Below are 23,756 nucleotides of genomic sequence, written 5' to 3' on the forward strand. Positions count from 1 at the left end.
ATAATGAAGGCAGGGACAATATGAAAAAAAAGTTGGGTATTTGGGCCTTAACTGCTGCATTGACTGCTACATCGGGATTAACTGCAGCGGAGGCAAACGCGGAAGAAGGAAACGGGAACGATCTGGCATCAATGACGACTGGTGGACATACATTAACGCTTGAAGGCAGCATGCCGCGATTTACATATGATTCCGGTCTTAATTTCAGCTATCCAGAGGAAGGGGTCAAAGGGATATATGTTACTGGTCACTCGGCCGGAGGCGACAGAATGGATAAATTAATTGACCTTATTGATTCGACGGAATTGAACGCTATGGTAATAGATATTAAAGATGATCACGGCAACTTAACATTCAATGTACCGGAAGGATCAAATCTGCCTGATATAGGAAAAAATATGATCAAGGATCCCGAAGCGCTAATGAAAAAATTGGAAGAGCACGATATATACCCAATCGCACGCATTACAGCTTTTAAAGATAATGTACTTGCTAAAAAGCATCCGGAATACTCCTACCAGACAAGTAACGGGGATACATGGTCGAATGGAAGCGGCCATATGTTTACAAACCCGTTTATGAAAGAAGTATGGGATTACAATCTTCAAATAGCGGAAGAAGCAGCCAGGCTCGGCTTCCAGGACATCCAGTTCGATTATATCCGGTTCCCTGAAGGATTTGAAAGGAGAGATGACCAGCTCACTTATTCCACAGGGGACTATGACAGCGGCGACGACAACGTGCAGGAAAGAGTAGATGCTGTTACGGATTTTGTCGCCTACTCTGAAGAGGCGCTTCAAACAAAATACAATGTAAATGTATCGGCGGATATCTTCGGCTATTCTGCGACTCAGGAACGGGCCCCGGGCATCGGACAGGACTTTCGGTTAATCTCTGAAAATGTAGATGTCATCAGCTCCATGATTTACCCAAGCCATTGGGGAAGCGGTTATTTTAATATCGATAAGCCGGATACAAAGCCGTACGAGGTTATCGATGCTTATGCGAAGGCAGAGACGAAGATTTTATCGGATCTTGATGAACAACCGATAACCCGGCCCTGGATTCAGGACTTTACAGCAAGCTATTTAGGAAGCGGTAATTATCTGCAGTACGGAAGCACCGAGGTGGAGGCGCAGATTCAGGCGCTGCAGGATAATGGTATTGAAGAGTATCTGCTGTGGGACGCCCAGAACTCTTATTCCAAAGGTACAGATTATACGCCGTAAAAAACAAAACCAAAGGAGCGGGAGTCAAAAACCGCTCCTTTTTGCTGTATGCAAAGCTGAGAAAGAGCAAATGCAACCACAACCCTCCGGGAAGTCAATATCCCGTAAAGAGCGCGCTTAAGCGTCTTAAATAAGTGCTGAAGGCACTTACTATATACAGAATTTCGCGTTATAATATATGTAACACAAATTTGGGGGTCATTATGTCTAAACTAAACTGGTACGAAAAATTGAACCAATACTTTCCAGTTGAAGAAATGAAATCGAAAAAACACATGGAAGTGCTGCTGGATGAAAAAGGTGATATTTACCATAAAGATGAAGGACCTCTTCATGTTATGATGTATGTAGAGACAGAGGAATTTGTTTTTATCGATTATTTGTTGGTATCGAAAGAAGCAAGAGGGGAAGGACTCGGTCAGAAATTACTTGATAGCCTGAAAAGTAAGAATAAACCGATTATTCTGGAAGTGGAGCCTCTCGATTATGAAGAGAGTGATACAACAAAACGGTTCCGTTTTTATGAAAGAGCCGGCTTTCGTCAGGCGAAATCCATTGGCTACAGCAGAATCTCTCTGGCAACCAATGAAGTGAATACGCTCGAAATTTTATATTGGTCGCCGGACGATGCGTCGGAAGAAGTTATCTATGAAAAAATGAAGCATACGTATAAAAACATTCATACGTATAAAGACGAAGAGATCTACGGAAAAGCCTATCAGGACGTTACGGAAGTTCTTACGTATGATGACAAAGACGAATTGAAGAACGCTTAGAAAGGAGGGCGAAGAGGTTATGAAAAACGCAGTTGCAAAAAAACGCAGGAAAATGAAAAGAGAAGTACTCCGGGACATGCTTAAAAAAAACCTCAAGGGCCTGAATAAAGAAAAATCGCCCGAAAAGGGCGTTCCGACTCCTTCAAGACACTCCGCTTAATACATTGCATGCGCAGTTCAGACGGGCTGCGCTTTTTTATGCTGGAAGGTTTAAAAGTTAAATTAAGGTGGAACACTCTAACCTGTGAAGAAAAATTGGAGGGTTCCTGATGCAAACACATCAATTGTACATTAACGGAGAATACGTAAACGCTTCTAGTGATGAATATATTGAAATTGAAAATCCGGCAACGGAAGAAACTATTTCACGAACGGTAAAAGCGACAAAAGAGGACGTGGATAAAGCTGTTGCTGCCGCCTCTGCTGCTCAAAAAGGGTGGGAGCTGACACCAAATATCGAACGCGGAAAAATTGTCCGTGCTCTCGGAGATAAAATTGAAGAAAACAGAGACCGGTTTATTGACCTTCTTCAAGAAGAGCAGGGAAAAGATTACGGATTGGCGAGCGGTGAAGTGGATCTTGCCATTGACTATTTCCGCTACATGTCCGAATGGGCAAGAAGAATAGAAGGAGAAATTCTGCCAAGTGACCGGGAAAATGAGAATATTTTCATTTACAAAAAACCTATCGGCGTTGTAGGCGGTATTGTGCCATGGAATTTTCCCGTGTTTATCCTGGCCAGAAAAGTAGCAACAGCTCTTGTCACCGGCTGTACGATTGTGCTGAAGCCAAGCCAGCAGACACCAAATACAGCTGTTGAATTCACAAAGCTCATCGATGAAATGGATGAAGTACCAAAAGGGGTTTATAACCTGATTACAGGTACAGGTTCAGAAATAGGAAACGCTCTGGCTTCGCATGAAGATGTAGATATGGTAACAATGACTGGCAGCGTAACTGCGGGAACAAAAGTTATGGAAGCTGCGGCGCAGAACATTACAAAAGTTAATCTCGAACTCGGCGGAAAAGCACCGGCTATTGTAACAGCGAACGCAGATATTGATACTGCGGTGAAGCATATTACAACCTCCAGACTTGCCAATAATGGCCAGGCCTGTACGAACGCAGAGCGGGTGTATGTGCATGAAAGTATTGCTGAAGAATTCACCAAACGACTGCAGGAAGCATTTGAACAAAAAACAATGGGCGATCCGCGCGCATCCAAAAATGCTGACGTTGGCCCTCTTGTAAGCAAAGACCGCCTCGATGAAGTGCATGCGATGGTGGAAAATGCTAAAAAAGACGGAGCGAAGGTAGTAGCTGGCGGTGAACCAGGCGATCAGAATAATGGTTATTTTTACAAACCAACAGTAATCAGCAACGCCCGGCATGAGATGGAAATTATGCAGGAAGAAATATTTGGTCCGGTTATTCCTATCGATACGTTCCAAACGCTTGATGAAGCAATAGAGAAAGGCAACGATACCGTATTCGGTCTTTCTTCCTCCGTTTACAGTGAAGATATGAACGAAATTATGAGAGTGGTAAACGAACTGCGCTTTGGCGAAACGTACGTTAATCGGGAGAATTTCGAAGCTGTGCAGGGCTATCACGCCGGTTTCCGGAAATCCGGACTTGGCGGCGCCGATGGCAAGCACGGAGTGGAAGACTTTTTAGCCACTCACGTTGTTTATATGCAGTACAATAACGAAAAAAATTAAAGAAATTTGGCTGGAGGGTGAACCTCCAGCCATTTTCTAACGTATACATAATAAGGGCGGAAACAATTATATGAGTTGTTGAAAAACAAAGCAGGTAATTGAGAATCGTTCATTTAATGTAAAAAGTGAACAGTTTAAATGAATTGTCACAAAACGTTAACAAATTGTGCGCTCAGAAAGTTTCAAAACCATGATGAAGAGGAATAAATAAAGTATTGTTGAATTAAAGTCCAAAATTACAATCATTCACAAACCAGTTAAAACCTCTTTTCAAATTAGAATAATTATTGTATAATAATCTTGTGACTAAAAAGCAGAGAATATTATACGTTGTTTTCGCCCATTTTACTCCCATAGTTGGGGAAGGAGAGATTTGTTAACATGGTGACATTGCTTACATCTCCAAGTTGTACATCCTGTCGGAAAGCGAAAGCATGGTTGGACGAACATGAGATTGCTTATAATGAAAGAAACATTTTTGCGGAGCCATTAACAGTGGATGAAGTAAAAGAGATTGTGCGTCTGACGGAGGACGGCACTGATGAAATCGTTTCCCGTCGTTCGAAGGTGTTTCAGGAATTAGACGTGGAAATGGAAAACCTTCCACTGCAGCGCCTGTTCCAATTAATCAGCGAACATCCCGGTCTATTAAGACGGCCGATCATTTATGATGATAAACGTTTACAGGTGGGCTACAATGAAGCTGAAATTCGTCGTTTCCTTCCAAGAAAAGTTCGTACTTTTAACTTGATGGAAGCGCAAAAAATGGTAAACTAAAAAGAAAGAAAAATTTCGGCGCCGGTCGGAATTTTTCTTCTTTTTATAATTACGCTTTGTTTTGCTAAAATGAGTTTCTTTCCTTGACATGAGTGTGATTTTATCTGAAAATATAAAACCAAACCAGTGTTAAATTATTGATGCTCCGCTCCCTCAACGAACGTTGCATCCTGGGATGAGCACAACTCACAAAGGGTCCTGTACAGTGCTATGATTAAAAGGATTACTATATGTTATTGTTAGGGTATAGTATTTCATAGTAAGTAGAAGACCGACCCTAGCTTGAGGAGGGAGAAAAATAGTGGAAATCGAAAGAATCAACGAGTCGACAGTGAAGTTTTACATTACGTACACGGATATCGAAGACCGTGGTTTCGACCGGGATGAGATTTGGTATAACCGTGAACGTGGAGAAGAATTATTCTTTGATATGATCAACGAAGCTCACGACTTAGAAAACTTTGAAATAGAAGGACCTTTATGGATTCAGGTACAGGCACTCGATCAGGGCATGGAAATCGTAGTTACCAGAGGACAGGTTACCGATGGAAATGTGAAGCTGGAAATTCCGGTATCAGAAAACAAAGAGGAACCTCCGGTGGACGATAACATTGTGGATATGCTTGATGAACAATACCGTTCGTCCAAATCAGACAGAAATGGCTCACTTGAGTCGGAAGACCTGGAAATTGTTATTTCCTTCCAGGATATGGAAGACTTAATCAGTTTGAGTAAGGCCTTCCATGTATCGGATGTCCACAACGAAGTATACTTCTTTGAAAATCGGTATTATCTTTATTTAGTATTTGATCAGCGTTATACAGAGGATGAACAGGACAACATGGTAAGTCATGTGCTGGAGTACGGAAATGAATCTGACCTGTCCATTTTCCGTATACGTGAGTACGGTACGACAATTGCATCTGAATATGGTCTTCAAACCTTCAATGAAAACTTCTCATAAGTGTGTGTATCTCTAAAAGGCTGGCGTGTGACGCTAGCCTTTTTATTTTATAAAAAATCCCCGTGTTACACCCCCTCCTGGAAAGGCTGATACTCATGTTTAATGCCCTCATTGCGAACGGCCGGGCGGTTTCAAGCCTGGATCCCACTATTTATCCCCCTTACTATTGCCCGGACTGCGGGCACGAAGTGCATCTGCGTAACAAATCAAATACCCGTCCTCATTTTGTTCACTCCCGGCGTGCAGACTGCCGCCTGCTTGGTGGAGAATCCGAAGAGCATACTGAAGGGAAAGCTCTGCTCGCCAGCTGGCTTAAAGAACAGAATCTTTCTCCCGTTATTGAGAAACAGTTACCTCAGGAAGGGAGAAGGGCAGACGTATTCGTTCAGTGGAGAAGACAAAACGTAGCACTCGAGATACAGAGGAGTGCGATTGATTCCCCGCAGCTTTTGACGAGAAGCCGAACATATACAGAAAAAGGAATCCTTCCACTTTGGTTTTTTGCTCCTAAATTAGTGCAACGAAAAAATGCCGGGCGCTGGTTTTGGAATGAAGCGGTGTGGTCTTCCATATTCTCCGGATATTTTAATGCAGTACCTGTGCTGATGCCATCCTCCCGGGAGCTTTTAATCGTGCAGCCATTATTTGAAGCTTCGCCCAAGCGTATCGTAGCCCATGCCTTAAGATTGCCGGTAGCCGACATAAAGCTGGATTATTTTTTCGCCCCTGCACAGCTGTCATTCAGCTTTATTGATAAAATACTGGCGCATAAAAATAGTTGGCGCTTTTCGTCTTATCAATTTTCCGGGTGCGAAAAGTATTGGGACAGCCTGGAGATATATACCCGGCACCTCTCTCATATTAGTAGGCATCCTGCGGACCTGGGCTGGCCGACGCCGTATTGTTACGTTTTCCGCGGACCGCCGCTCTTGTGGCAGACCCTGCTGTTTTACCGGATTATTCGCCAAAAAAGTGATACATTAAACAATATTTTAATTTTAGTGCAAAAAGATCCACTGATTGCTCCGTTAATACGTTCTGGTCTGCGTGCAGAGGTTTACCTGCGTCAGGCAGTCTGGCATTTTTTGCAGTGGCTGAAGGTTCGGAAGACGGTTTATTTTCATCACGGGCACTGGTATTTGAAGAAAGATCTGCTGCCTGAAGCATTGGCGGAAACGGGATGGTCGCAGGATCAAAGCATCGCTGGAATATTTACGGCTTATATCAAAAAGCTTGAAGCAGAAAAACGATTCATTGGAACAACTGGAAATAGTTCGATACAATAGGAGAGAAAGATAAAGGGAGGTGCGTTCCATTGAGTTCATCTGCTGTAGAACAACTGCCAAAACGCGAAGAAATCAGTGAACAGTATAAATGGAATTTAGAGGATATTTTTTCAAGCAATGAAGAATGGGAAGAAGAATTTAAACACATTCAAAGTATGATTCCGGCAATCGAGTCATATAAAGGGCGCCTCGGAGATTCGGGTCATATGCTGTATGAAGCCCTGCAGCAGCAGGATAAAATTACAGAGCGGTTCAGCCGTTTATTTGTTTATGCGCATATGCGTTATGATCAGAATACAAACGAATCGCTGTATCAGGGAATGGAGGACCGTGCAAGAAGACTGGCCAGCCAGCTCGGACAGGCAACGGCTTTTCTCGTGCCTGAAATCCTGACTATTCCTGAAAAAACGATTAAAGCATTTTATGAGGAAGAGCCGGAGCTCCGGTTATACGAACACGCCCTTGATGCGATCAATAAAGAACGTCCGCATGTTTTGACAGAATCAGAAGAAGCACTGCTCGCCCAGGCTTCTGAAGTGATGGCTGTGCCGGGCAACACTTTTGGCATGCTCAATAATGCTGATCTGGAGTTTCCGTCCATAAAGGATGAGAACGGAAATGATGCCCAGGTGACCCACGGGCGTCTGCTTAACTTTTTGGAAAGTGACAACCGTCGTGTGCGGGAAGAAGCTTTTAAGGCTGTCTACAGCACATACAGCAGGTTTAAAAATACCATTTCAAGCACGCTTGGCGGACAGGTGAAAAAGAATACGTTTAATGCAAGTATTCGTAAGTACCGTTCAGCCAGAGAAGCTGCGCTAAGCAATAATCATATTCCGGAAAAGGTTTATGACCAGCTTGTTTCGACCGTTCATGATTACCTGCCGCTGCTCCACCGTTACGTAAAGCTGCGTAAGCAGGTGCTTGAACTTGATGAGATTCATAACTATGACCTGTATACCCCGCTTGTTAAAGATATTGATATGAAAATGACGTACGAGGAAGCAAAAGAAACCGTTCTCGAAGCACTGCAGCCGCTGGGAAAAGAATATACAGAAACGATTGCCGGCGGATTTGAAAAAGGCTGGGTGGACGTTTATGAAAACGTTGGGAAACGGAGTGGAGCCTATTCCTCCGGGGCATATGGAACAATGCCATACATTTTGATGAACTGGCAGGACAGTATAAACAATGTGTATACGCTGGCCCATGAACTCGGGCATTCAATGCACAGCTATCTGACTCATCAAAATCAGCCGTACCCTTATGCTGATTACACCATCTTCGTGGCGGAGGTAGCTTCTACTGTCAATGAAGCACTGCTTACCCGTCATTTACTGACAAAAACGACAAGCAAAACAGAAAAAGCGTATTTATTGAATCAGTACCTCGAAGGCTTCCGGGGCACGGTTTTCCGCCAGACGATGTTTGCTGAGTTTGAACAGTTAATTCATGAAAAGGCAGAAGCAGGGGAAGCACTGACTCCGGATCTGCTGAATGCTCTTTATTATGAGTTGAATGAACAGTATTTCGGGCCTCATATGACACTCGATGATGATATTGCGCTGGAATGGGCAAGAATCCCTCATTTTTATATGAACTTTTATGTATATCAGTATGCCACCGGCTACAGCGCTGCTGCTGCTTTGTCCCAACAGATCACAGAGGAAGGGGAGCCTGCAGTGGAGCGCTACCTGCAGTTTCTGAAATCCGGCAGTTCGGATTATCCAATCGAGGTTCTGAAAAAAGCAGGGGTCGATATGACTACCTCCAAGCCGATTGAACTGGCCATGAAGTCGTTTGAAGATACCTTGAATGAACTGGAAGAACTGCTGCTTCAATAAAAAAATCCGCGGAGATGTAAAGCATCTCCGCGGATTTTTATTTTTTTAGGTAAAGGAAGGTACATACTCCCAGTAGGCCCCATTCTTTAGTGGGACATGCTTCATCTTTCTCATCAGCAGAAGCTGCTTCAGCTGCTTTTCAGCCTCTTTTTCACTCCAGTCGAATACAACAGAAACTTCTTTCGTCGTAATTCGCGGATAGCGGGAGAGAAACTTTTCAAGCGTTAATGAGTGAGAAGGCTCCGGCACATGTCCTAGCATGTCGGAGAGGATTTCTTCGTAAACCTGGTAGGGATACAGCCCGGAAACCTTCAGTCCTCCATCCTCAACATGATCGTTAAAGAAAACGAATGTTGGCGCCTGATCGACCTCCATTTCACGGGAGGTCCTGATATCACAATTCAGGGCTTTCCGGGTACAGGCAGAATGTATATCGCGCTGAAATTCTTCAATGTCCAGTCCGGTCGCTTCCGCGATCTGGACAAGCGTTTGTTCCGTGGAGATGTCCCGGCCGTGCAGAAATAAATTCTCTCTGATATTCCGAAAAAAAACCGAAGCCAGCTGCTTTCCCTGCATTTCCGCTGCTTTCATGGCTAGTGCAGGAATGTAGGCAGAAGGAGCAGAGTGCTTCAGCCACACGCTTCCATCTGCCGGCATGCCGGTCCGGGTGGCCACTTCCTCATAAAACAGGGCCATTTCTTTTTTCATCTCTTCTTTCACTGGCTTTTGTGTCTCTTCACTCCAGCATTCAATGTTTGAAGTGAGCAGAAGCTTTGGCGTGAAATAGTGGCCGTATTCAATGAGCAGCTTTTTTAATACAGGTTCAAATGCCCAGCACTCCGGACACAATGGATCCATAAAAATATATAATTCAAGCGGCTTTTTCGATAAATGTGTGTCGGTAGACTGCGGCAGACTGCAGGAACCGGAACTGTCATCACAAAAAGAAAAATGCTCGTTGCCCATGACCAGTTCACGCTCCTTTCGTTATGAATTTTCTTCGGTAGTATTTATCATGTGCTGTGCTGTCACCACAAGCCGCTGAAACATTTCCTGTCTAACGTCATTGTCGAGGTTGATTTCTTCCATCGCTTCATCCATGCATAACAGCCAGGCTTTCGCTCGTGTTTCCGTAATTGGAAACGGGAGATGGCGGGCCCGCAGACGTGGGTGGCCGTGTTTTTCTGTATACAAAGGCGGACCGCCTAAAAATTGTGTCATAAACTGCTTTTGTTTACGGGCGGTTTCTGTAAGGTCCTCCGGAAAAATAGGAGCCAAATCCGGATGATCGCCAACCTTTCTGTAAAACGTATCAATAAGTTCAGAAAGTTTTTCTTCGCCAAGCTTATCAAAGCTGGATTTAAAACCTGTCATTGTAAACCTCCGGAACAACGTTTTAACGTTTATGCTTACAAAGACAGAGCAATAGCGCCAAACGCAATTATTATATTTCAGTTTTTATTCTAGCAATGAGACCCGGCAACCGCAAATATTTTGAATGGCAAATGGCTGCCGGGGCAAAAAAACAACCCCGAAGACGGGATTGTTTTTTCAGGCTATACAAGATCCTGATAGTTGGCAAGCACATTTGGTACGTATTTTTGGGTTTCTTTAAACGGTGGAATACCATCATATTTATCAACATTACCCGGGCCGGCATTATAAGCGGCAAGGGCAAGCGTTTTATTGCCATTGTATTTATCGAGCATGTCTCTTAAATAGCGAATACCTCCGTCAAGGTTTTGTTCAGGGTCCATCGGGTCTTTTACTTTCAGCATAGAAGCAGTGCCCGGCATCAGCTGCATCAGCCCCATAGCGCCCGCATGGCTTTTAGCGTTTGGATTAAAGCCGGATTCCTGCTTTACCAGTGCGCGGACAAGTTTACTGTCTACCCCGTATTTTTCCGATAAACGCTCAATCGTCTGCACAACGCCCGAACCTGAAGTCTGTTTAGATGAAGAAGGATTTTCAGAGGCAGCAGCGGTTTCCTTTTTTACTTCCTTTGCGGCAGACTCAGCCGGATTACTGGATGCTTCGTCACCCAAATGACTGAAATAGCTGCTTGCGCTCACCGGGTTTAAGAACAACGAAGAAGAGACCGGACTGAAGCCGCTGCTGTTCTGTTCGGCCATGATAGCCTGGGTTGATTTCAAAGAATCGTATAAAAAAGAACCGAAACGGCCGGCAGCAGAAGCTGTCTGCGAAGGAACGGACGGCTGGCTGCTTCCGGCAGCTGCATTGGTTGAAGATGGGAAAAGAGAGGAAGAAATCGTCAAAAAAATTCACCCCACTAATAAAATTCAGATAAGAAAAATATACCAGTATTTCAAATGAAGAACAATGCGCGGATGTTACTGTTTTTAATCCTGCTGCCGGCTGCGTTGGAAAAGTCGTTCAATTTTGTTCGGTGTGCTGCGGAGAGGAAATTGATGTTTGTCTGCCAGTTCATTCATCCAGGCATAAACCTCTTTTTCACTCGGTCCTTCTATTTCGAGCTCATAATCTGTGATCCCTAAATAATGACTCCGGTCAAAAAAGATTTCTCCTGTACGAAAGGTCTGGGAGGCCCGGTAGGTGGTCAGTGTGCCTACACTTTCAACGCGCACGGAACCAATCAGTGCCTGAAGACGTCCGGAGACGTCACCGGCAGGCAGTGTTCCGGCTGTGATAGCCTCCTGAGCCTCCTGTGCTGTGACAGTCTGATTCCATTCAGTGAGTCCTTCCGGAGCCGGCTCTTTCAATGTCAGGGTGTATGAGTCGCCCCGCTCGCGTATACGCAAAGCGGATTTGCGGGAACGAAGGTCGAAGCTGTCAGTATCAAAATATGTATTTTTTTGCGAAGAAAAATCATTTTCCTGAATCGCGAAGTCAGCTGTAAGAGAGGCAAACTCCTGCTCCGTCAAAAGGTTCTTCGCTTCAATTTCCTGTTCTTTCGCCACGGAGAATCATCCTTTCTAATACCGAATTACTGGAAAAACGCTATGCATTATCTTATCATATGGTTTGCGCTCTGTCTGTTTACATAAGTTATGATAAAATTAGATACAGATAAGAAACGTATACTTGCCCTGTTTTGGAGGAATTATGACATGCAGCATATATTGACTGTGAATCATTACGAAGAAGACAATGACTCATTAATGATGTATCCGGTGGAAGAATGGCCGGAAAAAGAATGGCAGAAATTAAGCGACGGCGGACAGATGCTCGCAGATTCCGATGCTCTCACGCTTGTTTATGTACTGGATATGGAGGACGAATTTGTGCAGCTCCGTATTCCAAAAAGAGTATGGCCCCTTTTGAAAAAGGCTTACGATAATGGAAAGCATGTCTATGTAAAAAGCGGAAGTGCCCTGCATTTAGAAAACTTTCATGAAGAAATTGAATATTTAATGGATAATGTGCCTGGAAACGGGAATTACGGTACTGAAATGGTATCTGCATTTGAAGAAGCATTCAACGTATAACCTCATAATAATGTAAATGAGTGGTGGTAAACCATGAGTAACTGGCAGACGTTTCTTTCGCCATACATGCAGGCGGTAGAGGAAATAAAGGTGAAATTAAAAGGATTAAGAGAGCAGTACCAGATGTCTTCACAGCACACTCCGATTGAGTTTGTTACCGGGAGGGTCAAGCCGGTAACGAGCATTCTTGATAAAGCCCAGCGCAAAGATATTCCGCTCGATGAAATCGACACGAAAATGCAGGACATTGCCGGTATTCGTATCGTCTGCCAATTTGTCGGTGACATTGATACCATTGTGGATTTGATGCGGACAAGACAGGATTTTGAGGTTTTGGAGGAGCGGGATTACATTAAGGAAAAAAAAGAGAGTGGCTACCGATCTTTTCACATGGTCGTTTCCTATCCTGTGCATACGATTGACGGCCGCAAAGACGTGCTTACAGAAATTCAGGTGCGGACAATGGCGATGAATTTCTGGGCGACTATTGAACATTCTTTAAACTACAAGTACAGCGGTGAAATTCCGGAGGATATTAAGCACCGGCTGCAGCGCGCTGCAGAAGCTGCATTTCAGCTCGATGAAGAAATGTCTAAAATAAAAGGCGAGGTACGGGAAGCGCAGCGTATCTATATGCAAAATAGGGAAAGTGAGGGTCCAAATACATGAGTATCCCGTCCACCGATGAAAACATGCGATACAACGTTACGTCCCGCGGAGACGACACCTCCAACGAAATCAGGGACAAAGTGCTTTCCTATCTGAATGAATTCGGCCTGATCCATGACGAAGTCCATCCTGATATTGTGATCACTGTGGGGGGCGACGGCACGCTGCTGCAGGCGTTCCATCATTATTATGAATCACTTGAAGATGTATGCTTTGTAGGTATACATACCGGTCACCTCGGTTTTTATGCAGACTGGCAGCCGGAAGAAGTGGAAAAGCTGGTGATTCATCTTGCAAAAACGCCCTTCCAGGTAGTGGAGTACCCGCTGCTTGAAGTAATTGTCCGCTATAATGAACATACGAGGTTCGAACGGTACTTAGCCTTAAATGAATGCATGGTAAAAACGCTCGAAGGGTCTCTCGTATGCAATGTAGATATTAAAGGCGATCATTTTGAAACGTTTCGCGGAGACGGCCTATGTATTTCCACGCCTTCCGGAAGCACGGCGTATAACAAATCTCTGGGCGGGGCGATTCTGCACCCTTCCTTATCAAGTATTCAAATATCTGAAATGGCAAGCATTAATAACCGGGTTTACCGGACGATCGGCTCGCCTTTAATTCTGCCGCAGCACCATACCTGTCTTCTGCGCCCGGTGAATGATGTGGACATGCAGATTACTATTGACCATATCACTCTTGTCGACCAGGGGATTGAGTCCATTCAGTACCGGGTGGCAGAAGAAAAAGTGCGATTCGCCCGCTTCCGTCCGTTTCCTTTCTGGAAGCGCGTGAAAGAATCGTTTATCGGAGAATAAAAGGATGCGGACAATTACATGGAGCGTGCCTGCCGGGGCAGAAAACCTGGAGGTAAAAAGATTTTTGAGCCAGTACAAAGATGTCTCACGGAGAGTATGGAAAAAAGTAGATACACTCCCCATGTATATAAATGGGAAAGTAAGCCGGGGAAATGACCGGTTAAGCGCCGGGGATGAGCTGCAGATAAGCATCCCGTCAGGAACCGTTCCTGCTCATTTTAAAGAGTCCCAGGAGCAGCTGGAAGTGCTCTATGAAGATAAAGACGTTATAGTAATCAACAAGCCTGCGGGCCTGCCAACCATTCCCGGAAGAGCAGCAGGAGAGGAGTCACTGGCAGGGAGACTGGCTGGTTATCTGCGAAACAAGGGCATACAGTCTGCCATTCATCCTGTTTCAAGGCTCGACCGCGGAACAAGCGGTATCGTTCCTTTTGCCCGTCATGCATATGCCCACTCCCGCATGGAAAAACATATGAATGCCGGAGCGAAAGAGTATATCGGGATCGTTGAAGGCAGATGGCCGAGGGCATTCACGCGTATAGATATTCCGATCCGCCCGAGTACGACCAGTCTGGTGGAACAGGTGGCAGCACCGGACGGAAAAAGAGCTGTGACAACCGCAGAGGTGATTGAAATACTGCCTGAACACACAGTCTTAAAGTTTGGGCTGGAAACCGGCCGGACGCATCAGATCCGGGTGCATGCTTCTGCGTCCGGTTTTCCACTTGCCGGTGATACGCTGTATGGAAATAGAAATGAATACTTGAACAGGCAGGCATTGCACGCCTGCCGTCTGACTTTCTTTCATCCGGTACAGGAAACAATGATCAACATTACGGCTCCGCACCCTGAAGATATTAATGATTTTCTGGCTGCTCATCGGCTGAAGGTATTTAAGTGATCCGGCTGCAGCGGCAGAGTGGAAGGGACCTCAACGAATTCATGTTCCGGGTAACGGTAGGCGGTAAGCTTGTTTCCAAATGAACAGCCTGTATCAATATTTAAAGTCCGGCCGACGAGCCGGGCTTTCCATACAGGGGTGTGGCCGTAAATGATGAAAGGCCTGCCGCGGTAAGCGGGAGCCCAGTCTATACGCTCAGGTTCGCGCCTGGCGTTTAGCTTTGTCGGGCCGTACAAAACTACATTCCGGGTTCTGCGGTCCGTTCGGCCGATCAGACTTTCCTGCATGCCGCCATGGGAAGCAAGAGCGTTTCCGTTGTCGAACAGCTGGTACAGCGGTGCCTGCTCAAACAAGTCCATAAACTTCTGCTTTATCTCCTGCCGCTCACCCGGGAGAAGTGCTTCCCACTCCTGGATGGTTTTTTCAAGCCCGTGACCTACCTGGACCGGGCGCCCCAAAAACCAGCGGTACAGTTTGTCACAATGGTTTCCAGGCAGATACAGGGCGTTTCCGCTTTTAACCATTTGCTCTGTTATACGGATGACATCTATAGAATTTGGCCCGCGGTCTGTGATGTCGCCAACGATTACAAGCTGACGGCCGCCGGGGTGCATGTAATTTTGATTATGATCATAGCCGAGTACTGAAAGCATTTCGGTCATTTCGTACGCACAGCCGTGAATGTCGCTGATAAAGTCAAAGTGTCTGTTCACTCAGACCTCTCCCTTCTGAAAAAATATAACGGCTGTTGGACAGCCTGGCGGTTCAATGATATAAAGGTAAAGAAATTATTTGATATTGATACAATCATATCTAAAGGAGAGACAACGATGCAATTATCACTTGAAGGAAAAACATTTGTCGTGATGGGTGTTGCCAATAAAAGAAGCATAGCCTGGGGAGCAGCGGAAAGCCTGGCAGAGGCAGGAGCTGATTTAGTATTTACATACGGACAGCAGCGCACTGAAAAAAGTGTCAGAAAATTGGCGGATTCGCTGGATCAGAAAGAACCACTCGTCGTTCAGTGTGATGTCACCAACGACGAGCAGATCCGCGAATGCTTTGCAAAAATTAAAGAAGAAGCGGGAACCATTCACGGCGTCGTTCATTCCCTGGCTTATGCGAAAAGAGAAGAGCTCGAGGGCGAATACTTAAATGCTACGCGTGAAGGATTTTTACTGGCCCAGGAAATCAGTGCATATTCCTTCACTGCAGTTGCAAAGGCTGTAAAAGAGTTTGATTTAATGTCAGAAGGAGGCTCTTTTGTTACGATGAGCTACCTTGGGGCAGAGCGGATCGTGAAAAATTATAACGTCATGGGCGTAGCGAAAGCTTCTCTGGAGGCAAGTACGCGTTATTTGGCAAACGATTTGGGTGCAGACGACATTAGAGTCAATGCAATCTCGGCCGGTCCGATTCGTACGCTGGCAGCTAAAGGTGTTTCCGGTTTTAACGACACCATCAAGGCGATGGAGGAGCATGCCCCTCTGCGGCGTACAGTTACCCAAAAAGAGGTCGGGGACACCACTGCCTTTCTGATGAGCGGAATGTCGAGTGGAATTACAGGGGAAGTTATCCATGTCGACGGAGGCTATCACGCATACGGCATGTAAATCAGATCTGCAGGAACATGGTGGTGAAAGATGAAAGTAATTAAAGGGTTAAACAATAACGTTGTGATTGCAGAACACGAGGACTACGGGGAAGTTATTCTTACCGGGCGGGGCATCGGTTTTTCCAAGCGCCCGGGAGACCTCATTGATGCTGGAGCGCCGGAAAAGTTTTTCATATTGAAAAATGAAAATGAACAGACGCAGTACCGACAGTTAATCGAGCACATCGATGAGACGTTTATCGCCTGTATTACAGAAATTCTGCAGGTGCTTGAAGCAGAGTGGGCGGAAACGTTCGAAGAACACATTCATGTGGCGTTAACGGATCACCTCAGCTTTGCACTTGAGAGAACAAAAAAAGGTCTCACAATCAGCAACCCGTTTTTAAAAGAAACCCAGCTTGCTTATGAAAAAGAATACCGTGCGGCCGGATGGATCATTGATGAAATTGAACAATGGACAGGGGTGCGGCTTCCAGAAGAAGAAAAAGGGTTTATTGCCCTGCACCTGCACGGGGCAGTAACGAGAACACCGCTTGACCAGGTGAACGCTTATACGCGGCTTGTAAAAGATATGACAGTAATGGTGGAGCGGGCTCTCGATATTCAGCTGTCACCGGAAGATTTAGATCACCGCCGGCTGTTCCGTCATCTGCAGCAGGCTGTCGCAAGGGTAAGAAACGGTGAGTTCGAAGAGGCGTCTGAGCCATTAAAAAAAATGTTGCAGGCAGAGTACCCCTTCTGCTATAATTTGTCCTGGAAGCTCATACGAACGATGCAGCGTGCTTTGCAGACGACGATACCAGAAGGCGAAGCCGTTTATTTAACCATTCATCTGCAAAGGCTTTCATCGAAACGAAATAATTGATCTAGTGTTCCGTGTTACTGGTAAAGCAGGCATGAGAGAATGCTGATCGCGTTTGAACCAAAGGGAGAAGACCCAGCTTCTTTTCTCTTTGTGACCTCGCGATTAGTGTATCTCTCATGCCTTTTTTTATGCACTGAGACCTGTGGTCAATGATGAGTCTTCCAAAAAATAATTAGGAGAGATACATATGTGGAAACAGTCATTTGGAGTACTTCAACGTATCGGGCGCGCCCTGATGCTTCCGGTTGCCCTTCTTCCAGCGGCCGGTCTGCTTCTTGCTATCGGTACCGCCATGCAGGAAGAGCAAATGATCGAATTGCTGCCATTTCTGACTTCTGCTCCAGCAGAATTAATTGCCGAGCTGATGTCGGAAGCCGGTGGGGTAGTATTTGATAATTTAGCGGTATTATTTGCAGTCGGTGTAGCGCTCGGTCTGGCAGGAGACGGAGTAGCAGCTCTTGCAGCACTGATCGGGTTTATGATTATAAACGTTACGATGAGCGTGCTATTAAGTGTTAATACAGATATGCTTGAAGAGCCGGGCTACGCGTCAGTGCTTGGTATTCCCACACTTCAGACAGGGGTGTTTGGGGGAATAATTGCCGGTATATTAGGAGCAGTGATGTACCAGCGCTTTTATAATATTAATCTGCCAACTTACTTAGGATTTTTCGCAGGGAAAAGATTTGTACCGATTGCTACCGCTGTGGGCGGTCTGGTTATCGGTGCTGCTTTGACCCTGGCATGGCCCCCGATTCAGAGCGGATTGAATTCCCTGTCGCTCTATGTGACAGAATCAAACCAAACGCTTTCCGCATTTATTTTCGGCGTAATGGAACGTTCACTCGTACCATTCGGCCTGCATCACATTTTCTATTCCCCGTTCTGGTTCGAATTTGGAAGCTATGTGAACGATGCAGGAGAAACGGTCAATGGAGATCAGCGGATTTTCTTTGAACAGATGAAAGACGGAGTGCCTTTTACTGCCGGAACGTTCATGACAGGGAAATTCCCATTCATGATGTTCGGTCTGCCGGCTGCGGCTCTCGCAATTTACCACTGCGCCCGTCCGGAAAATAAAAAGATGGTCGCAGGTATTATGGGTTCAGCGGCATTAACTTCATTTCTGACAGGTATTACCGAGCCGCTTGAGTTCAGCTTCTTGTTTGTAGCACCGCTTTTGTTTGCGATTCACGCGATTTTTGCCGGATTTTCTTTTATGATTATGCAGCTGCTTGATGTCAAAATTGGCATGACCTTCTCCGGAGGCGTTATCGACTTTATGCTCTTCGGCATCGTGCCAAACCGGACGGAATGGTGGCTCGTTATTCCGGTGGGCCTATGCTTTGCGTTAATTTATTACTTCGGATTCCGGTTTGCTATTCAAAAATTCAACCTGATGACTCCGGGGCGTGAAGCAGCCACAGAAGGAGCCGCTGGAATGTCTGGTGCAGCTTCTGACGATGAACTGCCAAGAGAAATCATTGCTGCGTTTGGCGGCCAGGAAAACTTAAAGCACCTGGACGCCTGCATTACAAGACTTCGGATCACAGTCAATGAAAAAGATAAAGTGAATAAAGATCAGCTTAAAGCACTGGGTGCTTCCGGCGTAATGGAAGTCGGCAATAACGTTCAGGCGATTTTTGGTCCTAAATCAGATGCGATTAAGTCCCAGATGCAGGACGTTATTGCTGGAAAAACGCCTGAACCAATAGCAGAAAAAGAAACGGCTGCTACTGCAATGAACACTGCTTCTGCTGAAGATATCCAGGCCATGTCCATTACAAGTCCAGCCTCCGGACGGCTGATCCGTATCGATGAAGTGGAGGATGAAGTGTTTTCCGGAAAAATGATGGGAGACGGATTTGCAATTGTGCCGGAAGAAGGCATCTTTCATGCGCCTGCCGACGGCACTATTACTACAGTGTTCCCGACGAAACACGCTGTAGGGATGCAGACCGATGAAGGTACAGAGATTCTCATTCACATCGGTCTGGATACGGTTAATATGAAAGGTGAAGGCTTCGAAGTCTTTGTGACAGAAAACGATAAGGTGAAGCAGGGAGATGTACTAGTTAAAGCTGACCTTGAGAAAATCCGTCAGGAAGCAGCTTCTACAACTACACCCGTAGTGTTCACCAATCTGGATAAAGAATATACTGTCAGTGTAGAGAGTGGAAAAACGGTTCGGGCAGAGGAAGACGGTATTATTACGATTAAATAACCGTTTCCGGTGCTTAATATATGGAAAAAAGGGTAAAGAATACTAGTGATCATTTTTTCTTCAATCCATCATTGTAAACAGTGGAGGAGGGTCTGAGCATGGCACTGGTAGTTCCATATATTAATGCATCGGCTGTTAATTATGCCAACCGTCAACAGCCGCCGGTGAAGCCGGGAGTACGCCGTATTCAGCGGGTGCAGCCCGTAGAGCCGAAAAGATATTCGAGTGAGCAGCAGGACGTCTATCGGTCACTCGAAAAAAGGTATGAGCGTATTTTAGAAGAAGAAAATAAAAAAGGGCGGCGCATTCATACGCTTGCCTGAGAGAGCTGCCTTCCGGCAGTTCTCTTTTTATTACGGACTAGGAGGAGAAGTGATTGAAACAGAGAAAATCGGTGGGGACGTGCGAGCTTTGCGGACGGGAGGAAGTCGAACGCACAGTGCACCATCTGGTGCCAAAGGATGAAGGAGGGACACACGGGGCAACTGCCTGGCTGTGTAAAGCCTGTCACCGGCAGATACATGCTTTATACAGTAACAAAGAGCTGGCCGTAAGGCTGAACACTATTGAACAGCTGCGGGCTGATGAAAAAATTTGGCGGTTTATTAAATGGATACGAAAGCAGCGGGGAGAAAAAAGGGTGAAAGTACGACGATCGAAAACGAAAAAAAGGTGAGCAGAGATGCTCACCAGCTAAGCGACTTTTTCATTTCTACATGAGGGATGCCGGCATCCATAAACTCACCGGACGTGACTTCGTACCCGAGGGATTGATAAAACCCGGAAGCATATTTTTGTGCATTGAGCTTCATGACAGGCTTTTCCATTTCCAGTGCTTTATATTCCATGGCCTGCATCAGCAGCCGGCCGCTTCCGGTCCCGCGGAAGGAGGAATAAATACATACACGTTCCGCTTTAGCATAGTCTTCTTCAAACCGGAGCCGGGATGCTCCAATTGCCCGTTCGCCGTCATATACGACGAAATGGACAGCTTCTTCTTCAAATTCATCAATTTCTTCTTCCTCGGGCACATTCTGTTCCTCGACGAAAACGTCAAAACGGACCCGGAAGGCATCTTCGAGCTGCTGTCTGTTACTTACTTCATATACTTCAATCATAAAACGCAGTCCTTTCTCAATCCAGTTCGATATCAAACATGTAAGCAAGCGAATGAAGCACGTCCTGCTCCCATACCTTCCATAAATGACCGCCTTCGAGCTCTTTGTAATAATAATGGGATGCTTTAACAGAAAGATATTCATACAAATCACGGTTCGGTTTCAGAAAATCTTCGACCGTACCAGCTGTCGTGTCTACTTCCTGTTCTTCAGTTCCAATGGTATGGTACAACGTAAAGGAAGGCCAGTCCTCTGAGTTTTTCAGAGCATTGAATACCGTTTCGTTAACAAGCGGTGAATGCATCACAACCCGCTGAAAAATGTTAGGATAGCGAAGAGAAGCCATTAAAGAAACTGTACCTCCGAGGGAATCGCCAAGCAGCGTCCTCGCTTCAGGTGAAGGCTCAGTGTGATACTCTTTTTCCATAAACGGAAGGAGTTCTGAGGCCATAAATTGAAGATAATCATTATGGCCCTCTTCATCGGGATGGTACCAGTTTCTGCGCTGGCGCACAGAAGGATAAGGAACTCCTACGATTACCGTGTCGGGGGCTCCTTCCTCCATCGCCTGTTCGGCATAGCGGACTAAATGGCCGAGCCGGAAGTAATCCTTACCGTCCTGGGCGATGATTAAATGATATGTAGACATAGGAGTGAATCCATCCGGGGTGTAGATACGTAAATCAAATGAGTGATCCAATATTTCGCTGTGAAATGTGACATCCTGCTGGGTACCGTCCATGACGTTTCACAATCCTTTCATAGGGAAATAGTATTAGTGAAGTCCCTTATTGTTGCAATAGCTATTGTAACATAATTTTAAGGGCTTTTATGTATTCCGGATTGCACTCGACAAAGGAGGCAGCAATATGACTAAAGAAAAAGTATCAAGTGAAAAAGTAGAAAAAGCAGCAAGGGATATGCTCGAGGAGCGCGGAGTTTCCCTTCAGGACATTGCAGATATCGTATATAATATGCAGGCAAAATACGCACCAAATCTGACGATGGATGACTGCCTGGAAAGCGTGGATGCTGTATTGTATAAAAGGGAAATTCAGCATGCTATCTTAGTGGGCGTGGAAATCGACAAACTGGCCGAAAATAACCAGTTGTCTGAGCCTCTGCAGTCACTGGTTGATACGGATGAAGGCTTGTTTGGTATTGACGAGACGGTGGCGCTTGGTTCGGTATTTGGGTTCGGAAGTATAGCCGTTACGACATTTGGATATTTGGATAAAGCCAAAGATGGTATTATTAACGAATTGGACACAAGTGAAGACAAAGTGCACACGTTTTTAGATGACCTGGTCGCAAGCATCGCATCGAGCGCTTCCGCACGTCTTGCACACCGTATGCGTGATAAGGAAGAAGAGCGCACGAGCAGGCAGATTAAACACCGGGAAGATGAAGAGTTGATTGGCTGAAAGAAATCATAAGTAACCCCGCAGTTTTTTTGCTGCGGGGTTTTTGTGTGGATAACTCATTGTACTTAACAAATAAAACAATTGGGAGTACAATATGTAGAGAAAAAGCAAACTTAAATATATGATAAAGGAGTAGAAATTCTAGTGCAGGAAACCAAACCGCGTTGGATATACTGGAAAAAAACCTTTCATTCAAAATTTCAGGCCGGCTGCCTCAAAGCAAAGCTTGAAGAAAACTGGCACAACGGATACGAACTGGGACCGCTCGTAGAAATAAGAAAGCTGCGCTCCAATAAATATGTGGTGCGATATACGTACGATGAAGCTTAAAGCTAAAACATACAGCTTTATAAAAAATAGATTAAATAAGAAAAGGTAAGAGCCGTTTTATGTCCCGGGACGTAAAACGGCTTTTAGTTATGAGGAGTTATTCGGTGCTTTCTTTCCAATGTTTTTCCGTTTAATTTTCCTATAATCATTTCTCCTATCAAAAATAGCAGGTCTCAGCTTGATACCATTACCTGTTCCTGTCTCTTTGTAAACATTTGTAAACGAATGCATGAAATTATTATATATATTTGCATCAAATAAAGAACGGCGGCATAATTTTAGATATAGCAAAAAATTGTTAGAATGCAGAAAAGAGGAAGACGAATGAAACGTATTACCGTAGTAGGCGGGGGAATTACAGGGCTTACCATTCTGTATTACCTGCAGAAATGGAAATTGGAAAGCGGCAGCAATATTGAATTGACGCTTGTGGAAAAAGAAGAAAAAGCAGGCGGTAAAATACGAACCGTCCATCATGAAGATTTTATTATGGAAACCGGGGCTGATTCTGTTGTAGCAAGGCACAGCGCAGTGCTTCCGTTAGTCAAAGAAGTGGGACTCGAAAAAGAAATGGTGTATAACAGCACCGGAGTGTCTTACCTGTATGTAAAAGATCAGCTTTATCCGCTCCCGAAGGATGCAGTCTTTGGTATTCCATCGGGACCAGGGTCGCTTTTAAAAAGTCCGCTTATTTCCTGGAAAGGAAAGGTTCAGGCACTTGGAGATTACGTAAAAAAGAATAAGAACTTCACGAAAGAAAGCTCAGTGGGGGAGTTCCTCGAATCCTTCCTGGGTCGTGAACTGGTGAAAAATCAAATTGCACCGGTTTTGTCCGGCGTGTACTCGGGGGATATTTACTCACTTACCATGGCATCGACCCTTCCGTACCTCGTGGATTATAAAAACGATTTTGGAAGTATTATGCGGGGGATTGCGAAAAACAAAAAAACGTTTGGAGCGGGGGTGGGGAAAAAATTCATTTCCTTCCGGAATGGTTTGTCTTCGCTGCCGGAGGCGCTGCTTTCGAAATTAACCGAATCAGAGGTGTTGTTTGGACGGCAGGTGGAGCACATTAAAAAGAAAGATGAAGCGTATCAGGTGAAGCTCGACAACGGAGAAAGCCTGGAGACAGATGCCATAGTTATAGCTGCACCGCACCGGACTGCAGCACGTATACTGCAGGATGAAGAGATGACAAAAATATTTAACGAGTTCCAGAGTTCGTCTCTTTTAAGTGTGTATGCTGGTTTTTCCCTGCCGCCGGACAGTCTGCCGCGGGACGGGACGGGATTTATCGTTTCTGAGAACAGCGATCTTGAATGTAATGCATGCACATGGAGCAACCGGAAATGGATTCATACTTCGAAAGGCGAAAATGTGCTGGTGCGTTTATTTTACAAAAGCTCCAAGCCTGCGTATCAACGAATGCAGGAAGGAGGAGAAGAGCAGATAAAGCAGACAGCGCTAAATGACCTTAAGAAAAGCCTTCATATTGAACAGGAGCCGGTAAGGCTGGAAGTAACAGACTGGGAACAGCTGATGCCAAATTATCACATCGGGCACCAGTCAGCTGTCGGAGAGCTTGAAAGGCTGCTGAAAGAAAAGTTTCCAGGCGTTTACGTGGCTGGTGCTTCGTATTACGGGGTTGGTATCGGCGCCTGCATTCAAAACGGGATAAATACTGCAGAAGCCCTGTACCACAGTATTTAAAAGCACGCCTCTTCCAGC

26 protein-coding genes are annotated in these 23,756 nt (G+C 45.3%); 19 read left to right on the plus strand and 7 right to left on the minus strand.

The features are described 5' to 3' along the window. Positions 1 to 20 precede the first annotated feature (20 nt). From ACTRXI_RS08705 to pepF, 7 genes are all read left to right on the plus strand, one after another. Positions 21 to 1,229, plus strand: a complete 1,209-nt coding sequence (locus tag ACTRXI_RS08705; protein WP_474262041.1) for a putative glycoside hydrolase — start codon at positions 21 to 23, stop codon at positions 1,227 to 1,229. A 203-nt stretch (positions 1,230 to 1,432) separates the two neighbouring features. Further along, a complete protein-coding gene (locus tag ACTRXI_RS08710) occupies positions 1,433 to 2,005 on the plus strand; it encodes a GNAT family N-acetyltransferase (protein ID WP_091614512.1) in 573 nt (190 codons plus the stop codon). A 269-nt stretch (positions 2,006 to 2,274) separates the two neighbouring features. Beyond that, positions 2,275 to 3,726 (plus strand): aldehyde dehydrogenase, encoded by a 1,452-nt coding sequence (gene aldA, locus ACTRXI_RS08715; RefSeq protein ID WP_474262042.1) that lies wholly within the window; start codon positions 2,275 to 2,277, stop codon positions 3,724 to 3,726. Positions 3,727 to 4,107: 381 nt separating this feature from the next. After that, positions 4,108 to 4,503 carry a transcriptional regulator SpxA gene (gene spxA / locus ACTRXI_RS08720; RefSeq protein ID WP_022795164.1) on the plus strand — a complete coding sequence of 132 codons (396 nt, stop codon included), beginning with the start codon at positions 4,108 to 4,110 and terminating at the stop codon, positions 4,501 to 4,503. Positions 4,504 to 4,804: 301 nt separating this feature from the next. Beyond that, positions 4,805 to 5,467 (plus strand): adaptor protein MecA, encoded by a 663-nt coding sequence (gene mecA / locus ACTRXI_RS08725; RefSeq protein ID WP_322526415.1) that lies wholly within the window; start codon positions 4,805 to 4,807, stop codon positions 5,465 to 5,467. A gap of 95 nt (positions 5,468 to 5,562) precedes the next feature. Continuing rightward, positions 5,563 to 6,753 carry a competence protein CoiA gene (locus ACTRXI_RS08730; protein WP_474262043.1) on the plus strand — a complete coding sequence of 397 codons (1,191 nt, stop codon included), beginning with the start codon at positions 5,563 to 5,565 and terminating at the stop codon, positions 6,751 to 6,753. Between the two features lie 29 nt (positions 6,754 to 6,782). Then, the gene (gene pepF, locus ACTRXI_RS08735) at positions 6,783 to 8,597 is read left to right on the plus strand and encodes an oligoendopeptidase F (protein WP_474262044.1); all 1,815 of its coding nucleotides are present in this window, start codon (positions 6,783 to 6,785) and stop codon (positions 8,595 to 8,597) included. A gap of 45 nt (positions 8,598 to 8,642) precedes the next feature. On the opposite strand, the gene ACTRXI_RS08740 is transcribed toward pepF, so the two are convergent. The 4 genes from ACTRXI_RS08740 to ACTRXI_RS08755 all read right to left on the minus strand — a co-directional run bounded on the left by ACTRXI_RS08740 (position 8,643) and on the right by ACTRXI_RS08755 (position 11,536). Continuing rightward, the gene (locus ACTRXI_RS08740) at positions 8,643 to 9,563 is read right to left on the minus strand and encodes a ClpXP adapter SpxH family protein (RefSeq protein WP_474262045.1); all 921 of its coding nucleotides are present in this window, start codon (positions 9,561 to 9,563) and stop codon (positions 8,643 to 8,645) included. Positions 9,564 to 9,584: 21 nt separating this feature from the next. After that, positions 9,585 to 9,971 carry a globin domain-containing protein gene (locus ACTRXI_RS08745; protein WP_474262046.1) on the minus strand — a complete coding sequence of 129 codons (387 nt, stop codon included), beginning with the start codon at positions 9,969 to 9,971 and terminating at the stop codon, positions 9,585 to 9,587. Between the two features lie 182 nt (positions 9,972 to 10,153). Next, positions 10,154 to 10,873: a lytic transglycosylase domain-containing protein gene (locus tag ACTRXI_RS08750; protein ID WP_474262047.1), complete on the minus strand. Its 720-nt coding sequence runs from the start codon at positions 10,871 to 10,873 to the stop codon at positions 10,154 to 10,156. Between the two features lie 84 nt (positions 10,874 to 10,957). Continuing rightward, the gene (locus tag ACTRXI_RS08755; RefSeq protein ID WP_474262048.1) at positions 10,958 to 11,536 is read right to left on the minus strand and encodes a CYTH domain-containing protein; all 579 of its coding nucleotides are present in this window, start codon (positions 11,534 to 11,536) and stop codon (positions 10,958 to 10,960) included. A gap of 150 nt (positions 11,537 to 11,686) precedes the next feature. Between ACTRXI_RS08755 and ACTRXI_RS08760 the strand changes: the two genes are divergently transcribed. Genes ACTRXI_RS08760 through ACTRXI_RS08775 form a run of 4 tightly spaced genes read left to right on the plus strand, consistent with a single transcriptional unit; the run spans position 11,687 to position 14,452 of the window. Next, entirely contained in the window at positions 11,687 to 12,064 is a 378-nt protein-coding gene (locus ACTRXI_RS08760) for a UPF0738 family protein (RefSeq protein WP_474262049.1), read from the plus strand. A 33-nt stretch (positions 12,065 to 12,097) separates the two neighbouring features. Next, positions 12,098 to 12,733, plus strand: coding sequence for a GTP diphosphokinase (gene yjbM / locus ACTRXI_RS08765; RefSeq protein WP_474262050.1), 636 nt, complete (start codon positions 12,098 to 12,100; stop codon positions 12,731 to 12,733). 23 nt (positions 12,734 to 12,756) lie between these two features. After that, positions 12,757 to 13,551 carry an NAD kinase gene (locus ACTRXI_RS08770; RefSeq protein ID WP_474262075.1) on the plus strand — a complete coding sequence of 265 codons (795 nt, stop codon included), beginning with the start codon at positions 12,757 to 12,759 and terminating at the stop codon, positions 13,549 to 13,551. Between the two features lie 4 nt (positions 13,552 to 13,555). Beyond that, the gene (locus tag ACTRXI_RS08775) at positions 13,556 to 14,452 is read left to right on the plus strand and encodes an RluA family pseudouridine synthase (protein ID WP_474262051.1); all 897 of its coding nucleotides are present in this window, start codon (positions 13,556 to 13,558) and stop codon (positions 14,450 to 14,452) included. On the opposite strand, the gene prpE is transcribed toward ACTRXI_RS08775, so the two are convergent. After that, positions 14,428 to 15,165, minus strand: coding sequence for a bis(5'-nucleosyl)-tetraphosphatase PrpE (prpE, locus tag ACTRXI_RS08780; protein WP_474262052.1), 738 nt, complete (start codon positions 15,163 to 15,165; stop codon positions 14,428 to 14,430). The genes ACTRXI_RS08775 and prpE overlap by 25 nt on opposite strands. Before the next feature lie 117 nt (positions 15,166 to 15,282). On the opposite strand from prpE, the gene fabI reads away from it, so the two are divergent. The 5 genes from fabI to ACTRXI_RS08805 all read left to right on the plus strand — a co-directional run bounded on the left by fabI (position 15,283) and on the right by ACTRXI_RS08805 (position 19,832). Further along, positions 15,283 to 16,065 (plus strand): enoyl-ACP reductase FabI, encoded by a 783-nt coding sequence (gene fabI, locus ACTRXI_RS08785; RefSeq protein WP_474262053.1) that lies wholly within the window; start codon positions 15,283 to 15,285, stop codon positions 16,063 to 16,065. A 30-nt stretch (positions 16,066 to 16,095) separates the two neighbouring features. Then, positions 16,096 to 16,932, plus strand: coding sequence for a glucose PTS transporter transcription antiterminator GlcT (glcT, locus tag ACTRXI_RS08790; RefSeq protein WP_474262055.1), 837 nt, complete (start codon positions 16,096 to 16,098; stop codon positions 16,930 to 16,932). 187 nt (positions 16,933 to 17,119) lie between these two features. After that, positions 17,120 to 19,156, plus strand: a complete 2,037-nt coding sequence (gene ptsG, locus ACTRXI_RS08795) for a glucose-specific PTS transporter subunit IIBC (RefSeq protein ID WP_474262056.1) — start codon at positions 17,120 to 17,122, stop codon at positions 19,154 to 19,156. Between the two features lie 98 nt (positions 19,157 to 19,254). Beyond that, positions 19,255 to 19,479 carry a hypothetical protein gene (locus tag ACTRXI_RS08800; RefSeq protein WP_474262057.1) on the plus strand — a complete coding sequence of 75 codons (225 nt, stop codon included), beginning with the start codon at positions 19,255 to 19,257 and terminating at the stop codon, positions 19,477 to 19,479. Between the two features lie 53 nt (positions 19,480 to 19,532). Then, positions 19,533 to 19,832 (plus strand): HNH endonuclease, encoded by a 300-nt coding sequence (locus ACTRXI_RS08805; RefSeq protein ID WP_474262058.1) that lies wholly within the window; start codon positions 19,533 to 19,535, stop codon positions 19,830 to 19,832. A 10-nt stretch (positions 19,833 to 19,842) separates the two neighbouring features. Here the strand turns inward: ACTRXI_RS08805 and ACTRXI_RS08810 are convergent, their stop codons facing one another. Together ACTRXI_RS08810 and ACTRXI_RS08815 are read right to left on the minus strand one after the other, a co-directional pair. After that, positions 19,843 to 20,271, minus strand: coding sequence for a GNAT family N-acetyltransferase (locus ACTRXI_RS08810; RefSeq protein WP_474262076.1), 429 nt, complete (start codon positions 20,269 to 20,271; stop codon positions 19,843 to 19,845). 19 nt (positions 20,272 to 20,290) lie between these two features. Continuing rightward, on the minus strand, positions 20,291 to 21,016 hold the full coding sequence (locus tag ACTRXI_RS08815) for an alpha/beta hydrolase (RefSeq protein ID WP_474262059.1): 726 nt from the start codon (positions 21,014 to 21,016) through the stop codon (positions 20,291 to 20,293). Positions 21,017 to 21,143: 127 nt separating this feature from the next. Here ACTRXI_RS08815 and ACTRXI_RS08820 point away from each other — a divergent pair, with 127 nt between their 5' ends. From ACTRXI_RS08820 to hemG, 3 genes are all read left to right on the plus strand, one after another. Then, positions 21,144 to 21,698 carry a phosphatidylglycerophosphatase A family protein gene (locus ACTRXI_RS08820; RefSeq protein ID WP_022795240.1) on the plus strand — a complete coding sequence of 185 codons (555 nt, stop codon included), beginning with the start codon at positions 21,144 to 21,146 and terminating at the stop codon, positions 21,696 to 21,698. 144 nt (positions 21,699 to 21,842) lie between these two features. After that, a complete protein-coding gene (locus tag ACTRXI_RS08825) occupies positions 21,843 to 22,028 on the plus strand; it encodes a hypothetical protein (RefSeq protein ID WP_022795241.1) in 186 nt (61 codons plus the stop codon). A 324-nt stretch (positions 22,029 to 22,352) separates the two neighbouring features. Next, positions 22,353 to 23,738, plus strand: a complete 1,386-nt coding sequence (gene hemG, locus ACTRXI_RS08830) for a protoporphyrinogen oxidase (RefSeq protein ID WP_474262060.1) — start codon at positions 22,353 to 22,355, stop codon at positions 23,736 to 23,738. Positions 23,739 to 23,756 lie beyond the last annotated feature (18 nt).

Source organism: Marinococcus sp. LNHM4E3-1 (assembly GCF_056034405.1).

Bases quoted from the DNA above. Each gene is read 5' to 3' on its own strand.
- ACTRXI_RS08705 (WP_474262041.1), top strand. From the start codon at position 21: ATGAAAAAAAAGTTGGGTATTTGGGCCTTAACTGCTGCATTGACTGCT.
- ACTRXI_RS08710 (WP_091614512.1), top strand. From the start codon at position 1,433: ATGTCTAAACTAAACTGGTACGAAAAATTGAACCAATACTTTCCAGTT.
- aldA (WP_474262042.1), top strand. From the start codon at position 2,275: ATGCAAACACATCAATTGTACATTAACGGAGAATACGTAAACGCTTCT.
- spxA (WP_022795164.1), top strand. From the start codon at position 4,108: ATGGTGACATTGCTTACATCTCCAAGTTGTACATCCTGTCGGAAAGCG.
- ACTRXI_RS08730 (WP_474262043.1), top strand. From the start codon at position 5,563: ATGTTTAATGCCCTCATTGCGAACGGCCGGGCGGTTTCAAGCCTGGAT.
- ACTRXI_RS08740 (WP_474262045.1), bottom strand. From the start codon at position 9,563: ATGGGCAACGAGCATTTTTCTTTTTGTGATGACAGTTCCGGTTCCTGC.
- ACTRXI_RS08745 (WP_474262046.1), bottom strand. From the start codon at position 9,971: ATGACAGGTTTTAAATCCAGCTTTGATAAGCTTGGCGAAGAAAAACTT.
- ACTRXI_RS08760 (WP_474262049.1), top strand. From the start codon at position 11,687: ATGCAGCATATATTGACTGTGAATCATTACGAAGAAGACAATGACTCA.
- yjbM (WP_474262050.1), top strand. From the start codon at position 12,098: ATGAGTAACTGGCAGACGTTTCTTTCGCCATACATGCAGGCGGTAGAG.
- ACTRXI_RS08770 (WP_474262075.1), top strand. From the start codon at position 12,757: ATGCGATACAACGTTACGTCCCGCGGAGACGACACCTCCAACGAAATC.
- ACTRXI_RS08775 (WP_474262051.1), top strand. From the start codon at position 13,556: ATGCGGACAATTACATGGAGCGTGCCTGCCGGGGCAGAAAACCTGGAG.
- fabI (WP_474262053.1), top strand. From the start codon at position 15,283: ATGCAATTATCACTTGAAGGAAAAACATTTGTCGTGATGGGTGTTGCC.
- glcT (WP_474262055.1), top strand. From the start codon at position 16,096: ATGAAAGTAATTAAAGGGTTAAACAATAACGTTGTGATTGCAGAACAC.
- ptsG (WP_474262056.1), top strand. From the start codon at position 17,120: ATGTGGAAACAGTCATTTGGAGTACTTCAACGTATCGGGCGCGCCCTG.
- ACTRXI_RS08800 (WP_474262057.1), top strand. From the start codon at position 19,255: ATGGCACTGGTAGTTCCATATATTAATGCATCGGCTGTTAATTATGCC.
- ACTRXI_RS08815 (WP_474262059.1), bottom strand. From the start codon at position 21,016: ATGGACGGTACCCAGCAGGATGTCACATTTCACAGCGAAATATTGGAT.
- ACTRXI_RS08820 (WP_022795240.1), top strand. From the start codon at position 21,144: ATGACTAAAGAAAAAGTATCAAGTGAAAAAGTAGAAAAAGCAGCAAGG.
- hemG (WP_474262060.1), top strand. From the start codon at position 22,353: ATGAAACGTATTACCGTAGTAGGCGGGGGAATTACAGGGCTTACCATT.